This is a genomic window from Erwinia sp. 9145 (assembly GCF_000745075.1).
Taxonomy (GTDB): Bacteria; Pseudomonadota; Gammaproteobacteria; order Enterobacterales; family Enterobacteriaceae; genus Erwinia; species Erwinia oleae.
The window spans coordinates 182,262-203,757 of the sequence record NZ_JQNE01000001.1 but is presented as its reverse complement, the minus strand read 5'-3'; the positions used below and the strand labels follow the sequence as shown (position 1 = coordinate 203,757).

Here is a 21,496-nt window from a genome sequence, read left to right as displayed (position 1 = left end):
GTCCACACGCTGTTGATAAAAATAAAAAATCGTTGTCATTCAATCGTCACAAAAAGCGCAAGCGGTTCTGCTCATACTTTGTAATATTAAAATATCGTTAAATAACAATGGATTATTATTTTTATTCAGATTTGCACATATCGGTGAAAATGAATGTATTACAACGTATCCTGTGGATAAGTCTGTTATAAACATTTTGGCATCAGAGGAAAAGCCAGCGGGCAACAAGCATGCTGCTGTGGATAAATGTCAGATTGAACTGATGATGAAGAAAATTTGGAGCGGGAAACGAGACTCGAACTCGCGACCCCGACCTTGGCAAGGTCGTGCTCTACCAACTGAGCTATTCCCGCTTTTTGGTGCAGATTCTTTACGCTATTCCAGAACCGGAGAGTGAGCTAACTCATTGATTTATAATAATCTATAAGTGCTTCGCCTTGGAATGGGAGGCATTATGGACTCATTGCCTGACGATGACAAGATCTTTTTCACCCTACCTGAGGGCACCGGTCACAACGTGGAAAATTCAACACATGGCGCCTTTAGGCTTCCCGGGCCTCAAAATCTGGCGTAAATAACCAGCAGCCAGCCGCTTAACGCCAACGGCGGCCCAAAAGGTATGGGAGCTGACAGTTTTCTGGCGAATACGCCTCTGGCGACGAGGGCCCACGAGATGCCACATAATGAGGCGATAAGCAGCAGCAGAGGTAAATTCTGCCAGCCTGTCCAGGCACCCAGCGCAGCGGTAAGCTTAAAGTCGCCCTGCCCCATACAGATTTTACCTGACATATTGCTGACAATCGCCGTAAACAGCCGCAAAACACAATAACCTGCCGCCGCGCCTGTTATCGCATCCGGCAGTGCGTCGCGCTGGTAGCAGAGGGTGAATAGCAGACCGCTCCACAGCAGCAGGCCGTTAAGCGCGTCCGGCAGAAGGTAAGTCATGCCGTCAATTGCCGCCAGCGCCAGCAGCAGCCAGCTAAAAATCAGCATGCCAACCAGTTCGCCGCCCGGCGGAAGAAGCCAACCGATAAAAAGCGTTATCGCCAACGTGACGGCCTCGGTCAATGGATATCTTACCGGTATAGATATGGCGCAATGGCGGCACTTTCCCCGAAGCCACCACCAGCTCAATACAGGGATCAACGCCAGCCAGCCGGGCGGAACGCCACACGCGGGACAATGCGAGGCCGGACGAAACAGCGTCAGGGGCGGTAACGTGTCGTTATCGCCTCGGGCTATCATCAACGGCAGCCGATAAATAACCACATTCAGAAAGCTGCCAATACACAGTCCTGCCAGCGTTAGCGCAACCCATCCTGTTAGCGGTGATACAACTGTTTCCATCAAAGGCATATTCCCTCTCGTCATCGTATCCATACAGTGAAACGAGAAGCTAGCATCGGTGAAGCATCGGGCGAAACGGTAAAAGCAGGCCGTGCGGGATCTCTTCAGACAAACCGAGCAGTGTTTAAAACGTTGCAATGTTTTTTGCGAGGCGGGCTGGAAAATGAGGAAGTAAAAGCTAAAAAAAGACAACAAAAAAGGAGCCGAAGCTCCTTAAAAGCGCTGCATGCCGTCAAAGGCACGCATCTGTAATCTGGAGCGGGAAACGAGACTCGAACTCGCGACCCCGACCTTGGCAAGGTCGTGCTCTACCAACTGAGCTATTCCCGCAATACTGTTTAATGCCGCACGGTAATCATTTTGGAGCGGGAAACGAGACTCGAACTCGCGACCCCGACCTTGGCAAGGTCGTGCTCTACCAACTGAGCTATTCCCGCAAACTGTTTGATGCCGTGCTGTAACGCTTTGGAGCGGGAAACGAGACTCGAACTCGCGACCCCGACCTTGGCAAGGTCGTGCTCTACCAACTGAGCTATTCCCGCTTAACGGCGTTTCGCGTACCGCGACAATTGTGTTCCGGTACGGGGTGCGAATTATACGAAAATTACTTTTCGCTGCAAGTCTCTGAGCGTAATTTTTTTCGCCGCCCCTTCAACTGCTGTTTAAAACGACAGAATGCTGATTTAAGCAGCAGCATAACCTTCACCCATCAACGCTGAATAAAGTGTTCGCGATAGTAGGCCAGCTCAGCCACCGACTCACGAATATCGTCCATCGCCTGATGCGTGCCCTGCTTCTTGAAGCCTGGCAGAATTTCTGGCTTCCAGCGACGCGCCAGCTCTTTCAGCGTGCTCACGTCAAGGTAGCGATAGTGGAAGTACGCTTCCAGTTCAGGCATGTATTTAAAAAGAAACCGGCGATCCTGACCGATACTGTTGCCGCAGATGGGTGAACTGTTTTCAGGCACCCACTGCTTTAAAAACGCAAGCGTTGCCAGCTCAGCAGCGCGCTCGCTGTGCTGGCTCGTCTTCACGCGCTCAACCAGCCCGCTGCCGGTATGGGTACGCACGTTCCACTCATCCATCAGCGCCAGTTGCTCATCGGTCTGATGAACGGCCAGAACCGGCCCTTCCGCGAGGATATTAAGGTTTGAATCGGTAACCAGCGTGGCGATCTCAATAATGCGATCCTGCTTCGGGTCCAGCCCGGTCATCTCAAGATCAATCCAAATCAGGTTACTGGCATTTGCGCTCATGGGTTCCTCGCCGTGGCTTATATAATACGTAAGGGTGTATCATAGACGTTTTGCCCTGTCAGGGCGAAGCCTGTCAAACCGTGTGAGGAAGAGTGAGCAAAAACAAACTGTCGAAAGGTCAGCAACGTCGCGTTAGTGCTAATCACCAGCGCCGCCTCAGGCAGCGCGCGGACAAACCTGAGCCGGATGACAGCCTGTTTGGCGAAGCGCGTGACGGCGTGGTCATCAGCCGTTTCGGTATGCATGCCGACGTGGAGGATGCCGATGCCTCAGTGCATCGCTGCAACATCCGTCGCACCATCCGCTCGCTCGTTACCGGCGATCGCGTGCGCTGGCGCCCCGGTCAGGAAGGCGGCGCAACCGTAAAGGGTATCGTCGAAGCGGTTCACGATCGCACGTCGGTACTCACCCGCCCCGATTTCTACGACGGCGTAAAACCCATTGCGGCCAATATCAACCAGATAGTGATTGTCTCCGCCATTCTGCCGGAACTGTCGTTGAATATTATCGATCGCTACCTGATTGCCAGCGAAACGCTGGACGTCGAGCCGCTGCTGGTTCTGAACAAAACCGATCTGCTCGATGATGAAGGCCGCGCGTTTGTTGATGAGCAGATGGGTATTTACCGCCGCATCGGCTATCGCGTATTGATGGTATCCAGCTATGAAAGGCAGGGTCTGGCGGCGCTTGAAGCCGAACTGACCGATCGCATAAGCATTTTTGCCGGTCAGTCTGGCGTGGGAAAATCCAGCCTGCTGAATGCCCTGCTGGGGCTGGAACCGGGCACCAATGAGATCCTCACCAACGACGTTTCCGACGTCTCGGGGCTTGGGCAGCACACCACCACTGCCGCCCGGCTCTACCATTTTCCTCACGGGGGCGACGTGATCGATTCGCCGGGCGTGCGCGAATTCGGTTTATGGCATTTAGAGCCGGAACAAATCACCCAGGGATTTGTCGAATTTCGTGAATTTTTAGGCCACTGCAAGTTTCGCGACTGCAAACACGATACCGATCCCGGCTGCGCCATTCGCGAAGCGGTAAACAACGGCGAGATTGATGAAGCGCGCTTTGAAAGCTATCACCGCATTCTGGACAGCATGTCTGATATGCAGTTGAAAACGCGCCGTAACTTTTCCGAAAGCAGTGACTGACGGGTGCATAGCCTAAATACCGGGGCGCTGATACAATCCGCCCCCTTTCTACTTTGTAATCAGCCCGGAGGCTAACGTGTTAGATCGTATAAAACTCGGACTTAATCATCTATTACCGAAAAAGGCTCTGACTGAACTGGCTGGCTGGGGCGCAGGCAAGCGCGGCGGCTGGCTGACAAAAGCCGTTATCGATCTCTTTGTCTGGTTCTATAAAGTTGATATGAAAGAGGCGCAAAAGCCGGATACCGCCAGCTATCGCACCTTTAATGACTTTTTTGTTCGTCCGCTGCGCGATGATGCGCGCCCGCTTGAAACCGATCCGAACCTGCTGGTGCTGCCCGCAGACGGCGCAATCAGCCAGTTAGGCCACATCGAAGACGATCGCATTTTCCAGGCCAAGGGCCATACCTATACGCTGGAAGCGCTGCTGGCCGGTAACGCGGCGATGGTTGAAATGTTTCGCGGCGGTGAATTCGTTACCGTCTATCTTGCGCCTCGTGACTACCACCGCGTGCATATGCCCTGTAATGGCATCCTGCGTGAAATGATCTACGTGCCGGGCGACCTTTACTCTGTTAATCCCCTGACGGCACAAAATATTCCCAACCTGTTCGCCCGCAACGAACGCGTTATCTGTCTCTTCGATACCGAATTCGGTCCGATGGCGCAGATCCTCGTCGGCGCCACCATCGTCGGCAGCATCGAAACAGCCTGGGCCGGTACCATCACGCCACCGCGCGAAGGCGTGATTAAACGCTGGCGTTGGCCGGGTGCCGATGAAGAAGGTTCAGTCGTGCTGCTGAAAGGTCAGGAGATGGGCCGCTTCAAGCTGGGCTCGACGGTGATTAATCTCTTTGCGCCGGATAAAGTGATGCTGGCTGAGAGCCTGACGCCGGAAACCGTGACCCGTCTCGGTCAGACGCTGGCGATTGCGCGTCAAAAAACCAGCGCGGAAGAAGTTTTACATCATCCATGATCCCAATACGTCTGATCCTCGCTGTTATTTTCGCGCTGCTGCTCCAGCCCGCCTGGGGCGCCAGCGCACCCGACGCTTCGCAGATCAGGCAGCAGCTTGAAGAGGCGAAATCGGACAAAAACATCGCGGATCAGGCGGCAGTGGTTGATGCTTTCCAGGCGGCGCTCAGCGCGCTGGACGAGCAAAAAAAGTCGCTTGCTAACGCGCAGGATTATCAGCGCATTATTGATGATTTCCCTAAACTCTCGCGCGAACTGCGCCAGCAAATCGCCTCGCTGACGGAGAATCCAAAAACCGTTCGCAGCACCATGACCGCGTCTGAACTGGATCAGGAGATCCTTCAGGTCAGCAGCCAGCTTCTTGAAGAGAGCCGCCAGGCGCAGCAGGAGCAGGAGCGCGCCCGTGAAATCAGCGACTCGCTCAGCCAGCTGCCGCAGCAGCAGACCGAAGCCCGCCGCGCGCTGAATGACAGCGAGCGCAGGCTTCAGGGCCAACCGGAAGCCGCCACGCCGCTGGCGCATGCGCAACGTCTGGTTCGCCAGGCGGAGTCCGCCGCGCAGAAGGCGCGCGTCGATGAACTCGAACTGGCGCAGCTTTCGGCCAATAACCGCCAGGAGCTGGCGCGGATGCGCAGCGAAGTGCATCAGCGGCTGGCTTCTCAACTGGACGGCTACCTTCAGGATCTGCGCAATCAGCTCAACAGCCGTCGCCAGCGCGAAGCCGAAATTGCCCTGGCGCGTACCGAGCAACTGGCGGAAAACAGCGGCGAGCTGCCGGAAGGGATCAGCAGACAGTTCCGGGTGAACCGCGAACTCTCCTCGGCCCTTAACATGCAGGCGCAGCGGATGGATCTGGTGGCGTCGCAGCAGCGTACCGCCGTTAATCAGACGCTTCAGGTTCGTCAGGCGCTGAGCACTCTTCGCGAACAGTCACAGTGGCTTGGCGTATCAAACGTGCTCGGCGAAGCGCTGCGCGCTCAGGTGGCGCGTCTGCCGGATATGCCAAAGCCTCAGCAGTCAGACAGTGAACTGGCTGAACTGCGCGTGCAGCGACTGAACTATGAAGATCTTCTGGAAAGACAGCAGCAGCTTCGCCAGCTTAAGCAGGATGACGGCAGCGCGCTCACCGTCGATCAGCGGCGCGTGCTTGATGCGCAGCTCAAAACCCAGCGCGAGCTGATTGGTTCGCTGCTCTCCGGCTGTGACAACCTGATTCTGGAACTGACAAAACTGAAGGTTTCGAACGGGCAACTGGTGGATGCGCTGAACGAGGTCAAAGAAGCGACCCACCGTTACCTGTTCTGGACGGCGGACGTTAACGCAGTGAGCCTGAGCTTTCCTGTTGATTTTGTGCGCGATCTGAAAAGCCTTCTCTCACTGGATACGCTCGGCCAGCTTGGCAACGCGATGGTCATGATGTTTACCAGCCGTGAAACCGTGCTGCCGGTGCTGGGCGCGCTGCTGCTGGTTGTCCTCAGCATCAGTTCCCGCCGACACTATCGTGATTTCCTTGCCCGCTCCGCCAGTAGAGTCGGTAAGGTGACGCAGGATCGCTTCGGGTTAACGATGCGCACCGTTTTCTGGTCGATCCTGGTGGCGCTACCGCTGCCGGTGTTGTGGATGGCGCTGGGCTATGGCCTGCAACATGCCTGGCCGTGGCCGGTTGCGGTTGCCATCGGCGACGGCGTCACCGCCACCGTGCCGTTACTGTGGGCGTTTATGATCAGCGCCGCATTTGCCCGCAAGCAGGGTTTGTTTATCGTCCACTTCCGCTGGCCACAAGCGCGCGTCGCGCGCGCCATGCGTTTCTATACGCTTACCATCTGGCTGGTGGTCCCGCTGATTATGTTATTGATCAGCTTTGATAATCTCGATGACCGCCAGTATTCCGCCACGCTTGGTCGGGTCTGTTTCATTTTGATCTGTGGCGCACTGAGCGTGGTCACCGTCAGCCTGAAACGCGCCGGCATCCCGCTTTATCTGGACAAAGAGGGAAGCGGCGAAAACTTTGTTAACAATGTCTTCTGGAATCTGCTGATCTGCATTCCTCTGGTTGCCGCGCTGGCCAGCTGCATCGGTTATCTGGCAACCGCGCAGGCGCTCCTCGCCAGGCTGGAAACCTCGGTGGCGATCTGGTTCCTGCTGCTGGTTATCTATCATATTATCCGGCGCTGGATGCTGATCCAGCGCCGCCGCATCGCCTTTGACCGCGCCCGTAACCGCCGCGCAGAAATTCTGGCCCATCGCGCAAAAGGCGAAGAAGAGATCACGGCGCAGGCCCTCAACGCGGAGAACGTGGACGTTGATGAGCCGATCATCGATCTGGATGCCATCAGCGCCCAGTCGCTGCGGCTTGTGCGCTCAATCCTGACGCTGATTGCGCTGGTGTCGGTGATTGTGCTGTGGTCAGAGATCCATTCAGCGTTTGGCTTTCTGGAAAATATCCGGCTGTGGGACGCCAGTAGCACCGTTCACGGCGTGGAGAGTCTGCAACCCGTTACGCTGGGATCGGTGCTGATTGCCATCCTGGTACTGCTCATCACCACGCAGCTGGTGCGAAACATGCCGGCCCTGCTGGAGCTTGCGCTGTTGCAGCACCTCAGCCTGACGCCCGGCACCGGCTACGCGGTCACCACGCTGACCAAATATGTGCTGATCCTGGTGGGCGGGCTGACCGGCTTCTCTATGATTGGCGTTGACTGGTCCAAGCTTCAGTGGCTGGTCGCCGCAATGGGTCTTGGGCTGGGTTTCGGCTTGCAGGAGATCTTCGCCAACTTTATTTCAGGCCTGATTATTCTTTTTGAAAAGCCTATCCGCATTGGCGATACCGTCACCATTCGCGAGTTGACCGGCAGTATTACGCGCATCAACACCCGCGCGACCACCATTACCGACTGGGATCGCAAAGAGATCATCGTGCCAAACAAGGCTTTCATCACCGAGCAGTTTGTTAACTGGTCGCTCTCTGATTCGGTCACGCGCGTGGTGCTGACCATTCCCGCCGCCGCCGAAGCGGGCAGCGAACAGGTGACCGAGGTGTTGTTGACCGCCGCGCGGCGCTGCCAGTACGTGCTGGATACGCCGCCGCCTGAGGCGTGGCTGGTGGACTTGCAGCAGGGGATTCAGCTTTTTGAACTGCGCATTTATGCGGCGGAGATGGGACACCGGATGCCGCTGCGACATGAACTGCATCAGCTCATTCTGCGAGGCTATCAGGAGCACGGGCTGGAGATGCCATTCCCGCCGTTCCAGGTCAGAATGGAAACCGTCGGGCGCGGCGCGCCTGCCGCCAACAGCGCACCGACCGTACGCACCTATAAATCAGGCGGCCTGTAGCCGCCACGCCATCAGCAGCGATCGACGGTAAAGGCAATGACGTCGCTCAGGCTCTCTGCCTTTAACGCCAGCATAACGAGACGATCAACGCCCAGCGCCACGCCGGAGCAGTCCGGCAGGCCGTGCGCCAGCGCATCCAGTAAATTCGTATCAATCGGCTGCTGCGGCAGATCGCGCGCGGCGCGTTTGCGGTTATCCTGTTCAAAACGCAAGCGTTGTTCGCGACTGTCGGTCAGCTCACGAAATCCGTTCGCCAGCTCAATGCCCCTGAAGTAAACCTCAAAGCGCTCGGCAACCCGATGATCCTCCGTACTGATTTCCGCCAGCGCCGCCTGAGAGGCCGGGAAATGGTAAACAAAGGCCGGTTTCTCTTTGCCGATATGCGGCTCAACGCCGATCATAAACAGCAATTGCAGCAGCGTATCGCGATCCTCTTCACGGCTTGCCAGCTCGCCTTCACCTAACTTTTGCGCCGCCTCACGCAGCTGCGCCTTATCGGCTGATAAGGGATCGATGCCCACGTGGCGCAGAAACGCCTGCTGGTACGAGAGCGTTTCCGCTGGCGCGCTGTCCAGCACCTGCTGGAGCAGATCGTCCACTTCGTTCATCAGGCGGTACATATCGTAGTGCGGGCGATACCACTCCAGCATGGTGAATTCAGGATTATGGTGACGTCCGGCTTCTTCATTACGAAAGCTGCGACACAGCTGAAAAATCGGGCCGCTTCCCGCCGCGAGCAGGCGCTTCATGTGGTATTCGGGGCTGGTCATCAGAAAGAGATCGCGCCCGGCTGACGCGCCCGGCCCGACGAAGCGGGTTTGAAAAGGAATCAAATGGATATCGGTCACCGTCGCCTGACTCATAGCCGGCGTTTCTACCTCCAGCACGCCGCGATCGGCAAAGAAACGCCGGATCTCCGCCATGATCGCCGCGCGTTTCAACAGATTCGGGATGGATGCGCTCGGTAGCCAGCTGGCCGTATCGCTCATTATGGTGATTCCTCAGTAAGCAGGGTGAAGCAGTCTACCCACCTCACCAGGCGAAAACAAACTAATCTCCGCGCGCGGTGCCGCCGACACGCAGAATTTCACACAAAAAAACCAGATGCCGATCGCGTTTATTCTGTTTATTTCTTCACCCTATACCTGAACACATCAAATTTCGTCCGCACGAAGAGCCTTATACTTAATCCCCCTGGGAAATTAAGGGGTACTCCTTTTTTTCCTTTACAACAAGCAGACAGGGAGATAGCCGTGCAACACGTTACTGCCGATTTGGTCATCGTCGGTGCCGGAGGTGCCGGTCTTCGCGCCGCCATCGCCGCCGCCGAAGCCCACCCCACCCTTTCTATCGCGCTGGTTTCTAAAGTGTATCCCATGCGCAGCCACACCGTTGCCGCCGAGGGCGGTTCCGCCGCCGTTACGCAGGCGCATGACAGCTTCGATCTCCATTTTCAGGACACCGTATCCGGTGGCGACTGGCTGTGCGAGCAGGACGTGGTCGACTATTTTGTCGCACAGTGTCCGCGCGAGATGGCGCAGCTTGAAATCTGGGGCTGCCCGTGGAGCCGACGCGACGATGGCTCGGTTAACGTGCGCCGCTTTGGCGGAATGAAAATCGAGCGAACCTGGTTTGCCGCAGACAAAACCGGCTTTCATATGCTGCATACGCTGTTCCAGACCTCGCTGAAGTATCCGCAAATCAAACGGTTCGATGAGCATTTTGTTCTCGACCTGCTGGTAGACGACGGCCAGGCGCGCGGACTGGTGGCGATGAATATGATGGAAGGCACGCTGGTGCATATTCAGGCCAACGCGGTGGTGCTGGCAACCGGCGGCGCTGGCCGGGTTTACCGCTACAACACCAACGGCGGCATCGTCACCGGCGACGGCATGGGCATGGCGCTGCGCCACGGCGTGCCGCTGCGTGATATGGAGTTTGTTCAGTACCATCCTACCGGTCTGCCCGGCTCCGGCATTTTGATTACTGAAGGCTGTCGCGGCGAAGGCGGCATTATGGTTAACAAAGATGGCTATCGCTATCTTCAGGATTACGGCATGGGGCCGGAAACGCCGCTCGGTCACCCTGAAAACAAACACATGGAGCTGGGGCCGCGTGACAAGTTGTCGCAGGCCTTCTGGCATGAGTGGCGGGCCGGACGAACCATTGCCACGCCGCGCGGCGACGTCGTGCATCTTGATTTGCGCCATCTGGGCGAAAAGAAACTGCTGGAACGACTGCCGTTTATTTGTGAACTCAGCAAAGCCTACGTCGGCGTCGATCCCATTCACGCGCCGATCCCCGTTCGCCCTACTGCGCACTACACCATGGGCGGCATCGAAACCGACGCGCAGTGCGAAACCCGTATTCGCGGCCTGTTTGCCGTTGGCGAATGCTCGTCGGTGGGTCTGCACGGCGCGAATCGCCTGGGCTCTAATTCGCTGGCAGAACTGGTGGTGTTTGGCCGTGCAGCGGGCGAGCACGCCGCCCGGCGCGCGCTGGAAGGTAACAACAAAGGCGCAGGCGCGGCCATGACCGCGCAGGCCAGCGACTGCGAGCGTCGCCTGAAGGGGCTGGTAAACCAGCAGGGCGATGAGAGCTGGTCGGTGCTGCGCGATGAAATGGGCACCTCAATGGAAGAAGGCTGCGGCATCTACCGCACGCCGGAACTGATGCAGAAAACCATCGACAAGCTCGCCGAACTGAAAACACGCTTCTCACGCGTGCGCATCAGCGACACCTCCAGCGTGTTTAACACGCAATTGCTTTATGCCGTTGAACTGGCGCACGGCCTTGACGTGGCCGAATGCATGGCGCATGCGGCCTTCGAACGCAAAGAGTCGCGCGGGGCGCACCAGCGTCTGGATGAGGGATGTACCAGCCGGGACGACGTCAATTTCCTTAAACATTCACAGGCCTTTTTCAATCCGTCAGGCGCGCCAACCATCGCCTGGGATGAGGTGAAAATTACCCGACTGCCGCCGGCCAGGCGCGTTTATGGTGCGGAAGGCGAGCAAAAAGGAGGCAAGGTATGAGCGATCTGAAGAAGATAAAAATTGCTATTCAGCGCTACAACCCGGAGGTCGATAACGCGCCCCACACCGTTTTTTATGAGGTGCCCTGGGACGAACAAACTTCACTGCTTGATGCGCTGGGTTATATCAAAGACAACCTTGCCGAAGACCTTTCCTTTCGCTGGTCTTGCCGCATGGCAATCTGCGGCTCCTGCGGCATGATGGTCGACGGCGTACCGAAGCTCGCCTGTAAAACGTTTCTGCGTGACTATCCTCAAGGCCCGCGCGTGGAAGCGCTGGCTAACTTTCCGATCGAGCGCGATCTGGTGGTGGATATGAGCCACTTTATTGAAAGCCTTGAGGCGATCAGGCCGTGGGTGATCGGCAACGATCGCGATCCTGCGGACGGCCCCGGTCAGCAAACGCCCGCGCAAATGGTGAAATATCATCAGTTCTCCGGCTGCATCAACTGCGGTCTTTGCTACGCGGCCTGCCCGCAGTTTGGGTTGAATCCGGAATTTATCGGGCCTGCCGCCATTACGCTTGCGCACCGCTACAACCTTGATAATCGCGATCGTGGTAAAAAACTGCGCATGCCGCAGCTCAATGGGGAAAACGGCGTCTGGCCCTGCACCTTTGTCGGCTTCTGCTCTGAAGTATGTCCGAAGCATGTCGATCCCGCTGCGGCAATCCAGCAAAGCAAAGTGGAAAGCGCAAAAGATTTTCTGATCGCCCGTCTGAAACCTCGCGAGGAGGAGAAATATGACCACCAGGCGTAACGCTTATCACCGCCCGATGGCTGCCAACTGGTGGCAGAAATCAGGGTTTTTCCGCTTTTATATGCTGCGCGAAGGCACGGCGCTGCCCGCACTGTGGTTTAGTCTTGAGCTCATTGCCGGACTGTTTGCCCTTAAGCGCGGGCCGACTGCATGGATCGGCTTCGTCGATTTTCTACAGCATCCCGTCGTGTTGCTGTTGAACGTTATCGCACTCGCCGCCGCGATTTTGCACAGTAAAACCTGGTTTGAGCTGGCCCCTAAAGCCAGCGTGATTGTGATCGGCAATAAGAAGCTGTCGCCGCGTCCGGTTATTATCGGCCTGTGGATAGCGATGACGCTGATCAGTCTGGTGGTATTGGCATGGGCAATGTGGGCTTAGGAGGCGAAATGAAAGTACAACCACGGCGTTCCGACGAACCTGTTTTTTGGGGACTTTTTGGTGCTGGCGGCATGTGGGCCGCGCTGGTCTCGCCGGTGATCGTTCTGCTGATCGGCCTGCTTTTGCCGCTGGGCGGCGCGCCGGACTCTGCGCTGAGCTATGAGCGGTTCCTTGCTTTCGCGCAGTCGCCCGTTGGCCGACTGTTTGTGCTGCTGGCAATAGTGCTGCCGATCTGGTGCAGCGTGCATCGTCTTCATCACTGCATGCACGATATAAAAATCCATGTACCCGCCGGGAAATGGGTGTTCTATGGTTTTGCCGCCATTCTTACTCTCATCACGCTCATCGGCGTGGTAACGATCTGATTTATCAGGCGGCCGCGGGGCCGCCTGCGCAAACTCATCTATACTCATCAGGTTGTGCATTACTGAATGGAATAGCTATGTCTTTGTGGAAAATGATCACCGCAGGCACCGCCGCCCTGCTCTCCGTTGCCTGCGCCACCTCGCCGCCAAAAGGCGTGGTGCCAATCGGCGGCTTTAACAGCGAACGCTATCTGGGCACCTGGTATGAGGTTGCCCGCTTCGATCACCGTTTTGAACGCGGCCTGAATAATGTTACCGCCACCTACAGCAAACGCGACGATGGCGGACTGAAAGTGGTCAATCGGGGATTCAGTGAGAAGAAGCAGCGCTGGCAGGAGAGTATCGGCAAGGCGTATTTCACAGGTTCGCCTGACCAGGCGGCGCTGAAAGTGTCGTTTTTTGGCCCGTTTTATGCGGGTTACAACGTGATTGCGCTGGATGATGACTATCAATATGCGCTGGTTTGCGGCCCGAATCGTGATTATTTGTGGATCCTGTCGCGGACGCCGGAACTGCGTCACGAGGTGAAAGAAAAGCTGTTGCTGAAAGCGCGTCAGGCAGGGTTTGATGTCTCGAAGCTACTGTGGATAAAGCAGAACTGAACGGGGCCGGTGCCTGAGCACCGGCACGCGAATTACTGAGCGCTTCTCTGGATCGCCTGGCCGCCTGCGGACACATCTTCACCCACGCCGCGAGTTGTGTTGCACGCTGTGAGTACAGAAGAAAGCACCAGTACGGAAAGGACAGAAACAATACTTTTCTTTAACATGCGAATTTCCTTTTAAGTAGAAGTAAAGTACAGCTTTTTAAGCATAGCCGTAATTTTACCTGCCGCCTCAGATCGGACTGAGAAAAAGGAATATTTAAGACGAAAGGAAGGAAGGAAAAGAGAGGCCGCCGTGGCGGCCTGACATTATTTTACGCGTGAAACGTATTCACCTGAACGGGTGTCAACGCGTACCACTTCGCCAATCTGCACGAACAGCGGCACTTTAACCACGGCACCGGTAGAAAGCGTTGCCGGTTTGCCGCCTGTTCCTGCGGTATCGCCTTTCAGGCCCGGATCGGTTTCCGTAATTTCAGCTTCAATAAAGTTCGGCGGCTGAACAGCGATGGCACGGCCGTTCCACAGCGTCACGATACAGTCGGCGTTGTCCTGCAACCACTTAACGATGTCTTCAACCGCTTTCGCTTCTACCTGATATTGTTCAAAATTCTCAGGATGCATGAAGTAATAGAAATCGCCGTCGTTGTAAGAGTAATTCAGCGTCAAATCAACAACGTCTGCGCCTTCAGCGGAGTCGGTGGATTTGAAGGTTTTTTCAACGCGGCTGCCGGTCAGCAGGCGACGCATTTTTACGCGGGCGAAAGCCTGGCCTTTGCCGGGTTTAACAAACTCGCTGGATTCGATAGCGTAAGGCTCGCCTTCGAACATGATTTTAAGACCGGGACGGAAATCGTTGCTAGAATAAGTCGCCATAAAGGCCCTCTACAATTTATTACTGGTACGTAGCCAAAAAAATGGCAGACATTGTAACCCTAAATAACCCTTCGCGAGAAGAATGGTTGCATCAACTTGCAGATGTAATCACCGATCCCCATGAATTATTACAGCATCTGGGGCTGGATTCTCATCCGGCTTTGGTGGCGGGTTGTGAAGCACGTCGCCTTTTCGCGCTGCGCGTGCCCCGCACCTTTGCTGCAAGAATGCGCAAAGGCGATCCGCACGATCCTCTGCTGCTTCAGGTCATTACCGCCAGCGAGGAGTTTATCACTGCGGCCGGCTACAGTACCGATCCGCTTGACGAGCAGAGCAGCGTGGTGCCGGGCCTGTTACATAAATATCGCAATCGTGCGCTGCTGCTGGTTAAAGGCGGCTGTGCCGTTAACTGTCGCTACTGCTTCCGCCGCCATTTTCCCTACGCCGATAATCAGGGTAACAGGCGCAACTGGCAGCAGGCCCTGGAGTATATCCGACAGCAGCCCGAACTGGATGAGATTATTTTCTCCGGCGGCGATCCGCTGATGGCAAAAGACCACGAGCTGGACTGGCTGATAGGCGAGCTGGAGCAGATCCCGCATATTAAGCGTCTGCGTATTCACAGTCGCCTACCGGTGGTGATCCCCGCCCGTATCACGCCTGCGCTTTGCCGACGCCTGGCGCAGACGCGCCTTCAGACGCTGCTGGTGACGCATATCAACCATGCGCAGGAAATTGACGATGCGCTGCGCGACGCTATGCAACAGCTCAAGCGCGCAGGCGTAACCCTGCTTAATCAGAGCGTACTGCTGCGCAACGTGAATGACAGCGCCGCTGCGCTGGCCGAGCTGAGTAATGCGCTGTTTGACGCCGGTATTCTGCCCTATTATCTGCACGTGCTGGATAAAGTGCAGGGCGCCGCGCATTTCTATGTGTCGGATGAAGAAGCCAGAATGATTATGCGGGCGCTGCTGACGCAGGTTTCCGGTTACCTGGTGCCGAAACTGGCGCGCGAAATCGGCGGTGAACCGAGCAAAACGCCGCTGGATTTACAGCTTCGGCAGTCATAAAAGTAACCCGGCGTGAGTTGGCTCAATACGGATGAGAAAAAATAATGGCCTTTCCAGCGTTTTTATCTGCACATTTCATGCAGGGTGAACACTATTGCAGTTCTGCCAAAATATGCCTCTTCAGTCACGGCGAAGATGTCCCTATGCCAAATCTATTTGTTTGAGTTTAACGCTTACTGCGGTCAAACTGAATTCAGTCAACCCACAGGAATCAGAAAATGGAAAACCAAATTCAGGACCGCCAACAACTTAACGATCTCATCAACGGCTGGATGCATCGCGATCTCGGGGAATGGGATCAACTACGCGATGTGTTCCACCCGGATGGCACGATCGAAATCACGTGGTTTGAAGGGCTGGGCAGTGATTTCGTCAATGGTTCAATGCGTATGGGTGCATCAGATCTACGAACCAAACATCTTATCGCGACGCCAGCCATCACGTTCAATGCCAGCGGGACTAAGGCAATTCTCGAAACGAATGCAATGATTGTAGCTGAAAACGTAAAAATTAACGTGGGCTGTGAAAGCCATAATCGGTTTTACGACATGGCTGAAAAGCGCGATGGCGTATGGAAACTGTTTCACCGCCAGAGTATTTACGATATGGGAACCTTTACTTTCCCGCTGGGCCTGGTGGAAATAGACCAGAGCATCGTGACGACGTACCCGCGAGAATATGCAGCGCTTGCCTATGTATTGGAAAAAAGTGGTTTCCCGATGCAACGTGTTTTTGCCACACGCGGCAGTGAGCTGGAGAAAAACATGAAACGTGAGGGAAAAAAATGGTTATCCAGTTAATTATCTGGCAGTTAAATTGCGTTCGCTGATCGAAGCCCAATCGGAAATTGGGAGGACGCTCTCCTCCCCTGGTAAACACGTTGACTCATTAGGGCGTTAAGGGCATTTATAAACCTGGCCGCTCATCTTGCTGTCCAGCGGAGCGAACCCTGACCAGATATTTTGCGTCGGGCTGGTTGCGCCGTAAATCACATTGCCGCCCATCTCCGCCGCGCGATTGCGCAGATCGTTTGCCGCGCCGCGTAGTGAGCTGCTTTCCGCCCCGCCTGCACCGCTTAACCAGTTACTTTGCGAGCCGGTGACGTTACCGAGAAGCTGGCACTCTTTTGCTGGCTGTTGATCGGTAAAGGTCACACGCTCACCTGAAGACGACAGTTGTTTAGAGCTGCTACAACCTGCCAGCAACATCGCTGCCGCCGCACCTACCAGCAAAACGTTAATCCGCATGTTAATCCCCATTTTTTTATTTACAGAGTCGTTCCTGAGCGAGGGCATCCATCATGTTACGCTTCGCCCGGCGCCCCTGCCGTTCAAATCGGTTATTGCGTTCTGACTTTACCCTGTTCCCCCCAAAAAGAAAAACCCCCTGTCAGAGACAGAGGGTTTCGTTTGGCTGGAAGCCCGGCTTACATCATGCCGCCCATTCCACCCATGCCGCCCATACCGCCAGCAGCACCTAAGTCAGGCGCATCGGCTTTAGGCAGATCGGTTACCATACATTCGGTGGTGATCATCAGACCAGCAACGGAAGCAGCGTACTGCAATGCAGAACGGGTCACTTTGGTTGGATCCAGGATACCGAAGTCGATCATGTTGCCGTACTCTTCGGTCTGGGCGTTGTAACCGTAGTTACCTTCGCCCGCTTTCACGTTGTTCGCCACCACAGAAGGCTCTTCGCCTGCGTTAGCAACGATCTGACGCAGCGGTGACTCCATCGCGCGCAGCGCAACTTTGATCCCCACGTTCTGATCTTCGTTCTGACCGGTCAGGTTACCCAGCACGGAAGCCACGCGAACCAGCGCCACGCCGCCACCGGCAACCACGCCTTCTTCTACCGCTGCGCGAGTCGCATGCAGAGCATCTTCAACGCGAGCTTTCTTCTCTTTCATTTCAACTTCGGTTGCTGCGCCAACTTTCAGTACGGCTACGCCGCCTGCCAGTTTCGCAACGCGCTCCTGAAGTTTTTCACGATCGTAGTCAGAGGTCGCTTCTTCAATCTGCTGACGGATCTGAGTCACGCGTCCGGAAATAGCGGACTCTTCGCCCACGCCGTCGATGATGGTGGTGGTATCTTTGTTGATCACCACGCGTTTTGCCTGGCCAAGATCTTCCAGCGCCGCTTTTTCCAGCTCCATACCGATCTCTTCAGAGATAACGGTACCACCGGTCAGCACGGCAATATCCTGTAGCATTGCTTTACGACGATCGCCAAAGCCAGGCGCTTTCACCGCAGCCACTTTCACGATGCCGCGCATGGTGTTGACCACCAGCGTTGCCAGCGCTTCGCCTTCCACATCTTCAGCGATAATCAGCAGCGGTTTGCCTGCTTTCGCAACGGCTTCCAGCACCGGCAGCATTTCGCGGATGTTGGAGATTTTTTTGTCAGCCAGCAGGATGAACGGGCTTTCGAGCTCAACCGCACCGGTTTCTGGTTTGTTGATGAAGTAAGGAGAGAGGTAGCCACGATCGAACTGCATACCTTCAACCACGTCCAGCTCGTCCTGAAGACCAGTGCCTTCTTCAACAGTGATAACGCCTTCTTTGCCCACTTTTTCCATCGCCTGAGCAATGAGCTGGCCAACGGTTTCGTCGGAGTTGGCGGAGATGGTGCCAACCTGCGCAATCGCTTTAGAGTCAGCGCAAGGTACAGACAGTTTTTTCAGCTCTTCAACCGCAGCGATAACCGCCTGGTCGATACCGCGCTTCAGATCCATTGGGTTCATACCCGCAGCGACGGCTTTCAAACCTTCGGTGATAATAGACTGAGCCAGAACGGTGGCGGTGGTGGTGCCGTCGCCCGCAGCGTCGTTTGCTTTAGAGGCGACTTCTTTCACCATCTGCGCGCCCATGTTCTCGAACTTATCATCCAGTTCGATTTCACGTGCGACAGAAACGCCATCTTTAGTGATGGTCGGTGCACCAAAAGATTTATCCAGAACCACGTTACGGCCTTTCGGGCCCAGGGTAACTTTTACTGCATCTGCCAGTACATTCACGCCACGCAGCATTTTTACGCGTGCGTCATTACCGAATTTTACGTCTTTAGCTGCCATCTTAAATTTCCCTTAAATTCGTTTCGTTCAGTGAGTACGCGAAATTACGCTTCAACAATTGCCAGAATGTCGCTTTCAGAAATGATCAGCACTTCTTCATTGTCGATTTTCTCAGTTTTGGCACCGTAGCCTTCATTGAAAATCACCACGTCGCCTGGTTTTACGTCCAGCGCTTTCACGTCACCGTTTTCCAGAATACGGCCATTGCCAACAGCCAGCACTTCGCCACGGGTGGATTTACCCGCTGCGGAGCCGGTCAGCACAATGCCGCCCGCTGATTTAGATTCCACTTCTTTACGCTTGACGATCACACGGTCGTGCAGAGGACGAATTTTCATTGATAGCTCTCCTTTGAGAAGTCCAATCAGTTTTTTGGGATGAACGCCGGGGCAAATGGCACCGGCCTCGTGACGAAGGAGATAGGGACGCGCGGGCAACGTTTCAAGTGCGCAGCGCAAATTTTTTTCCTGAATGCTGCCTCTGCTGTTTTTTCAGCCGCTTTATCAAAAAAAAATCAGCCGGTTTAAGTTTTCCATTCTGCTGTCGCTTTTAAAGCGCATTTCCCTCTGGCGCACCCTGTTCAGGCAATGAACAACGCACTGGCAACAACCAAAGAAAATTTCGAAAAAATCTCGCTTCGCATGAGTAAGCGCCCACGCGTACTGTTTTTTGACCGGGAAAGCGTCGCCGATAACTGTAAATATATTTACCTTGACATGGTCGGGCCTGCCCGGAAATTGAGGTTATCTGGTGCAGCTATACGCCAAAAGTGATTGCGGAACTGACCGCCGCCGGTCTGCCCTGTCTGGACATGAACGCTGATCAGATGGGCTACCGCGCCCGATTACTTCCTCAGCACCGCCAGTGTTTTTGACAGTTTCTGGCGCGACTGTTTCGCCTGCCGTCAGCTCATTCGTGCCGCCTATCCACGTAATGAGGTGCTGATCCGCCCGGCAGCGGGGCATGAATTGATCAATGCGTCGCTGACCGCCACGGCAGAAAACGCGCTTTGTCACGACGACAAACAGGCGGCGCGCGCCAATATTTTACGGCAACTGTTTGAAACGAAAACGAATGACGCCAGCAGAAGGCTGGCGTCAGTAACCAAAAGTATTATGGAATCACGCTGTAGCCGGCGCGATGAGTGACAGGTAATTTAAGGCTTGTCATCGTCTTTATAATCGATGCGATCGGTGTCACGCCGTTCAAACTCGCCGTCTACGGTATAACCGCTATCCGGGCCTGCGCCAGCACCGCGCCAGACGCGCAGGTGCGGCATCAGCTTCAGCGTCAGGTGCTTTTGTACCGGCGGCAGCAGCAGCAGCAGGCCGATGAAGTCGGTGAAAAAGCCCGGCACCAGCAGTAAAAATCCCGCCAGAATCAGCGAAACGCTTTTGATCATTTCGGCCGCAGGGCTTTCACCCGCCTGAAGCTTTTGCTGCATCAGCATGAAATTTTTCATTCCCTGATTTTTCACCAGCGAAATACCGATAGCTGAACTGAAAATCACCAGCAGCATCGTCATCAACACACCGAGAACGTGCGCCACCTGGATAAAAAGGGTTATCTCAATCCACGCGACGAGAAACAGAACTAAAAAGGGTAACCAGCGCACCGCGGTCTCCTGTGTCAGAGCCATCGCGCAACGCGCGCAATGGCATAAAATCAGATTAACTCACAGATGAGATGGGCACTCTGCCGTGCCTTTTCAACCATAAACAGATAAAATGCCGCCAATTAAGTTTATGCCCTCCCTCACGTCCGACGTAGTGGGTTCTCCGACAGCAAGCACATTAAGGTTCTGGTCCTCATGGCAAATAGCATTCGTATCGAAGAAGATCTGTTAGGCATGCGCGAAGTTCCGGCGGATGCTTACTACGGCATTCATACTCTGCGTGCGATTGAAAATTTCTACATCAGCAACAATAAAATCAGCGATATCCCTGAATTTGTACGCGGCATGGTCATGGTCAAGAAAGCGGCGGCGATGGCTAATAAAGAGTTGCAAACCATTCCGCGTCCGGTGGCGAATGCCATAATTCAGGCCTGCGATGAGGTGTTGGATAACGGTAAGTGTCTGGATCAGTTCCCGATTGACGTCTATCAGGGCGGCGCGGGCACCTCGGTCAATATGAACACCAATGAGGTGCTGGCGAACATCGGGCTGGAACTGATGGGCCATCAAAAAGGCGAGTATCAGTTTTTAAATCCCAACGATCATGTCAATAAGTGCCAGTCCACCAACGATGCCTATCCAACCGGTTTTCGTATTGCGGTTTACGCCTCCATTTTGAAACTGCTCGACGCGATTGGCCAGCTCAGCGGAGGTTTTGAGCGCAAGGCGATAGAGTTTGAAACGATCCTGAAAATGGGCCGCACCCAGCTTCAGGACGCCGTGCCCATGACGCTTGGGCAGGAGTTTCACGCCTTTAACGTGTTGTTGCATGAAGAGATTAAAAACATCCTGCGCACCGCTGAACTGCTGCTGGAGGTTAACCTTGGCGCGACGGCAATCGGCACGCGGCTCAACACGCCTGACGGCTACCAGCATCTGGCGGTGAAAAAGCTGGCGGAAGTCAGCAACCTGCCCTGCGTGCCCGCAGAAGATCTCATCGAAGCAACGTCGGACTGCGGCGCCTACGTGATGGTACACAGCGCGCTAAAGCGTCTGGCCGTGAAACTGTCTAAAATCTGTAACGATCTCCGACTGCTCTCCTCTGGCCCGCGCGCGGGACTCAATGAAATTAACCTGCCGGAGTTGCAGGCGGGATCGTCAATTATGCCTGCCAAGGTCAATCCGGTGGTGCCAGAAGTGGTCAATCAGGTCTGTTTCAAAGTGATTGGCAACGACGTTACCGTCACCATGGCCTCTGAGGCGGGCCAGCTCCAGCTTAACGTCATGGAGCCGGTTATCGGTCAGGCGATGTTTGAATCAGTGCACATTCTCACTCACGCCTGCTCAAATCTGCTGGAAAAATGCGTTAACGGCATTACCGCTAACCGCGCGGTTTGCGAAGCCTACGTCTTTAACTCTATCGGCATCGTCACCTACCTGAATCCTTACATCGGCCACCACAATGGCGATATCGTGGGCAAAATCTGCGCTGAAACCGGTAAAAGCGTGCGCGAAGTGGTGCTGGAGCGCGGGTTACTGACCGAGGCCGAACTGGATGACATTTTCTCGACGCAAAATCTGATGTATCCGGTTTATAAAGCAAAGCGTTATACCGATGAAAATGAATAACGTGATTTGAGGTTTATCAGGCACG

21 protein-coding genes and 4 tRNA genes are annotated in these 21,496 nt (G+C 55.1%); 12 read left to right on the top strand and 13 right to left on the bottom strand.

Annotated features, from left to right (window positions below):
• Nucleotides 1-277 precede the first annotated feature (277 nt).
• From FA91_RS00985 to orn, 6 genes are all read right to left on the bottom strand, one after another.
• Nucleotides 278-353, bottom strand: a tRNA-Gly gene (locus tag FA91_RS00985).
• A gap of 205 nt (nucleotides 354-558) precedes the next feature.
• Nucleotides 559-1,347 (bottom strand): A24 family peptidase, encoded by a 789-nt coding sequence (locus FA91_RS00980; RefSeq protein ID WP_034911695.1) that lies wholly within the window; start codon nucleotides 1,345-1,347, stop codon nucleotides 559-561.
• 254 nt (nucleotides 1,348-1,601) lie between these two features.
• Nucleotides 1,602-1,677 (bottom strand) — tRNA-Gly (locus FA91_RS00975).
• Nucleotides 1,678-1,708: 31 nt separating this feature from the next.
• Nucleotides 1,709-1,784, bottom strand: a tRNA-Gly gene (locus FA91_RS00970).
• Between the two features lie 29 nt (nucleotides 1,785-1,813).
• Nucleotides 1,814-1,889 (bottom strand) — tRNA-Gly (locus FA91_RS00965).
• 167 nt (nucleotides 1,890-2,056) lie between these two features.
• Nucleotides 2,057-2,602: an oligoribonuclease gene (gene orn, locus FA91_RS00960; protein ID WP_034911691.1), complete on the bottom strand. Its 546-nt coding sequence runs from the start codon at nucleotides 2,600-2,602 to the stop codon at nucleotides 2,057-2,059.
• A 92-nt stretch (nucleotides 2,603-2,694) separates the two neighbouring features.
• On the opposite strand from orn, the gene rsgA reads away from it, so the two are divergent.
• From rsgA to mscM, 3 genes are all read left to right on the top strand, one after another.
• Entirely contained in the window at nucleotides 2,695-3,756 is a 1,062-nt protein-coding gene (gene rsgA, locus FA91_RS00955) for a small ribosomal subunit biogenesis GTPase RsgA (protein ID WP_034911690.1), read from the top strand.
• A 76-nt stretch (nucleotides 3,757-3,832) separates the two neighbouring features.
• Nucleotides 3,833-4,732 carry an archaetidylserine decarboxylase gene (gene asd, locus FA91_RS00950; RefSeq protein WP_034911688.1) on the top strand — a complete coding sequence of 300 codons (900 nt, stop codon included), beginning with the start codon at nucleotides 3,833-3,835 and terminating at the stop codon, nucleotides 4,730-4,732.
• Nucleotides 4,729-8,067, top strand: coding sequence for a miniconductance mechanosensitive channel MscM (gene mscM, locus FA91_RS00945; protein WP_082212555.1), 3,339 nt, complete (start codon nucleotides 4,729-4,731; stop codon nucleotides 8,065-8,067). The genes asd and mscM overlap by 4 nt, the downstream gene beginning before the upstream one ends.
• A gap of 11 nt (nucleotides 8,068-8,078) precedes the next feature.
• Here mscM and epmA read toward each other — a convergent pair whose 3' ends face one another.
• Nucleotides 8,079-9,056 (bottom strand): elongation factor P--(R)-beta-lysine ligase, encoded by a 978-nt coding sequence (epmA, locus tag FA91_RS00940; RefSeq protein WP_034911685.1) that lies wholly within the window; start codon nucleotides 9,054-9,056, stop codon nucleotides 8,079-8,081.
• 264 nt (nucleotides 9,057-9,320) lie between these two features.
• On the opposite strand from epmA, the gene frdA reads away from it, so the two are divergent.
• From frdA to blc, 5 genes are all read left to right on the top strand, one after another.
• Entirely contained in the window at nucleotides 9,321-11,102 is a 1,782-nt protein-coding gene (gene frdA / locus FA91_RS00935) for a fumarate reductase (quinol) flavoprotein subunit (protein WP_034911683.1), read from the top strand.
• Entirely contained in the window at nucleotides 11,099-11,860 is a 762-nt protein-coding gene (locus FA91_RS00930) for a succinate dehydrogenase/fumarate reductase iron-sulfur subunit (protein ID WP_034911681.1), read from the top strand. Before frdA ends, FA91_RS00930 begins: the two co-directional genes overlap by 4 nt.
• On the top strand, nucleotides 11,844-12,239 hold the full coding sequence (gene frdC, locus FA91_RS00925; RefSeq protein ID WP_034911678.1) for a fumarate reductase subunit FrdC: 396 nt from the start codon (nucleotides 11,844-11,846) through the stop codon (nucleotides 12,237-12,239). Before FA91_RS00930 ends, frdC begins: the two co-directional genes overlap by 17 nt.
• 8 nt (nucleotides 12,240-12,247) lie before the next feature.
• Nucleotides 12,248-12,604: a fumarate reductase subunit FrdD gene (gene frdD, locus FA91_RS00920; protein ID WP_034918759.1), complete on the top strand. Its 357-nt coding sequence runs from the start codon at nucleotides 12,248-12,250 to the stop codon at nucleotides 12,602-12,604.
• 77 nt (nucleotides 12,605-12,681) lie between these two features.
• Nucleotides 12,682-13,206, top strand: coding sequence for an outer membrane lipoprotein Blc (blc, locus tag FA91_RS00915; protein WP_034911676.1), 525 nt, complete (start codon nucleotides 12,682-12,684; stop codon nucleotides 13,204-13,206).
• A gap of 32 nt (nucleotides 13,207-13,238) precedes the next feature.
• Here blc and FA91_RS00910 read toward each other — a convergent pair whose 3' ends face one another.
• Entirely contained in the window at nucleotides 13,239-13,373 is a 135-nt protein-coding gene (locus FA91_RS00910; RefSeq protein ID WP_034911673.1) for an entericidin A/B family lipoprotein, read from the bottom strand.
• A 144-nt stretch (nucleotides 13,374-13,517) separates the two neighbouring features.
• Nucleotides 13,518-14,084, bottom strand: coding sequence for an elongation factor P (gene efp, locus FA91_RS00905; protein WP_034911669.1), 567 nt, complete (start codon nucleotides 14,082-14,084; stop codon nucleotides 13,518-13,520).
• 41 nt (nucleotides 14,085-14,125) lie between these two features.
• Between efp and epmB the strand changes: the two genes are divergently transcribed.
• Nucleotides 14,126-15,154: an EF-P beta-lysylation protein EpmB gene (gene epmB / locus FA91_RS00900; protein WP_034911666.1), complete on the top strand. Its 1,029-nt coding sequence runs from the start codon at nucleotides 14,126-14,128 to the stop codon at nucleotides 15,152-15,154.
• 218 nt (nucleotides 15,155-15,372) lie between these two features.
• Complete coding sequence (locus FA91_RS00895; protein ID WP_034911665.1) at nucleotides 15,373-15,954, top strand: nuclear transport factor 2 family protein; 582 nt, start codon at nucleotides 15,373-15,375, stop codon at nucleotides 15,952-15,954.
• A 96-nt stretch (nucleotides 15,955-16,050) separates the two neighbouring features.
• Here FA91_RS00895 and FA91_RS00890 read toward each other — a convergent pair whose 3' ends face one another.
• From FA91_RS00890 to FA91_RS00880, 3 genes are all read right to left on the bottom strand, one after another.
• A complete protein-coding gene (locus tag FA91_RS00890) occupies nucleotides 16,051-16,401 on the bottom strand; it encodes a DUF4156 domain-containing protein (RefSeq protein WP_034918756.1) in 351 nt (116 codons plus the stop codon).
• A gap of 179 nt (nucleotides 16,402-16,580) precedes the next feature.
• Entirely contained in the window at nucleotides 16,581-18,227 is a 1,647-nt protein-coding gene (gene groL / locus FA91_RS00885) for a chaperonin GroEL (protein ID WP_034911663.1), read from the bottom strand.
• A gap of 44 nt (nucleotides 18,228-18,271) precedes the next feature.
• A complete protein-coding gene (locus tag FA91_RS00880; protein ID WP_034911660.1) occupies nucleotides 18,272-18,565 on the bottom strand; it encodes a co-chaperone GroES in 294 nt (97 codons plus the stop codon).
• A 600-nt stretch (nucleotides 18,566-19,165) separates the two neighbouring features.
• On the opposite strand from FA91_RS00880, the gene FA91_RS00870 reads away from it, so the two are divergent.
• A complete protein-coding gene (locus tag FA91_RS00870) occupies nucleotides 19,166-19,375 on the top strand; it encodes a hypothetical protein (RefSeq protein ID WP_156103015.1) in 210 nt (69 codons plus the stop codon).
• A gap of 8 nt (nucleotides 19,376-19,383) precedes the next feature.
• Here FA91_RS00870 and FA91_RS00865 read toward each other — a convergent pair whose 3' ends face one another.
• Entirely contained in the window at nucleotides 19,384-19,842 is a 459-nt protein-coding gene (locus tag FA91_RS00865) for an FxsA family protein (protein ID WP_034911652.1), read from the bottom strand.
• Between the two features lie 195 nt (nucleotides 19,843-20,037).
• On the opposite strand from FA91_RS00865, the gene aspA reads away from it, so the two are divergent.
• The gene (aspA, locus tag FA91_RS00860) at nucleotides 20,038-21,471 is read left to right on the top strand and encodes an aspartate ammonia-lyase (RefSeq protein ID WP_034911651.1); all 1,434 of its coding nucleotides are present in this window, start codon (nucleotides 20,038-20,040) and stop codon (nucleotides 21,469-21,471) included.
• Nucleotides 21,472-21,496 lie beyond the last annotated feature (25 nt).

What these genes read in the sequence shown, in the direction of transcription:
- FA91_RS00930 (WP_034911681.1), top strand. Translation starts at nt 11,099, where the DNA reads ATGAGCGATCTGAAGAAGATAAAAATTGCTATTCAGCGCTACAACCCG.
- FA91_RS00895 (WP_034911665.1), top strand. Translation starts at nt 15,373, where the DNA reads ATGGAAAACCAAATTCAGGACCGCCAACAACTTAACGATCTCATCAAC.
- blc (WP_034911676.1), top strand. Translation starts at nt 12,682, where the DNA reads ATGTCTTTGTGGAAAATGATCACCGCAGGCACCGCCGCCCTGCTCTCC.
- FA91_RS00980 (WP_034911695.1), bottom strand. Translation starts at nt 1,347, where the DNA reads ATGGAAACAGTTGTATCACCGCTAACAGGATGGGTTGCGCTAACGCTG.
- FA91_RS00880 (WP_034911660.1), bottom strand. Translation starts at nt 18,565, where the DNA reads ATGAAAATTCGTCCTCTGCACGACCGTGTGATCGTCAAGCGTAAAGAA.
- efp (WP_034911669.1), bottom strand. Translation starts at nt 14,084, where the DNA reads ATGGCGACTTATTCTAGCAACGATTTCCGTCCCGGTCTTAAAATCATG.
- FA91_RS00910 (WP_034911673.1), bottom strand. Translation starts at nt 13,373, where the DNA reads ATGTTAAAGAAAAGTATTGTTTCTGTCCTTTCCGTACTGGTGCTTTCT.
- epmA (WP_034911685.1), bottom strand. Translation starts at nt 9,056, where the DNA reads ATGAGCGATACGGCCAGCTGGCTACCGAGCGCATCCATCCCGAATCTG.
- frdC (WP_034911678.1), top strand. Translation starts at nt 11,844, where the DNA reads ATGACCACCAGGCGTAACGCTTATCACCGCCCGATGGCTGCCAACTGG.
- frdD (WP_034918759.1), top strand. Translation starts at nt 12,248, where the DNA reads ATGAAAGTACAACCACGGCGTTCCGACGAACCTGTTTTTTGGGGACTT.
- epmB (WP_034911666.1), top strand. Translation starts at nt 14,126, where the DNA reads ATGGCAGACATTGTAACCCTAAATAACCCTTCGCGAGAAGAATGGTTG.
- groL (WP_034911663.1), bottom strand. Translation starts at nt 18,227, where the DNA reads ATGGCAGCTAAAGACGTAAAATTCGGTAATGACGCACGCGTAAAAATG.
- FA91_RS00890 (WP_034918756.1), bottom strand. Translation starts at nt 16,401, where the DNA reads ATGCGGATTAACGTTTTGCTGGTAGGTGCGGCGGCAGCGATGTTGCTG.
- mscM (WP_082212555.1), top strand. Translation starts at nt 4,729, where the DNA reads ATGATCCCAATACGTCTGATCCTCGCTGTTATTTTCGCGCTGCTGCTC.
- orn (WP_034911691.1), bottom strand. Translation starts at nt 2,602, where the DNA reads ATGAGCGCAAATGCCAGTAACCTGATTTGGATTGATCTTGAGATGACC.
- aspA (WP_034911651.1), top strand. Translation starts at nt 20,038, where the DNA reads ATGGCAAATAGCATTCGTATCGAAGAAGATCTGTTAGGCATGCGCGAA.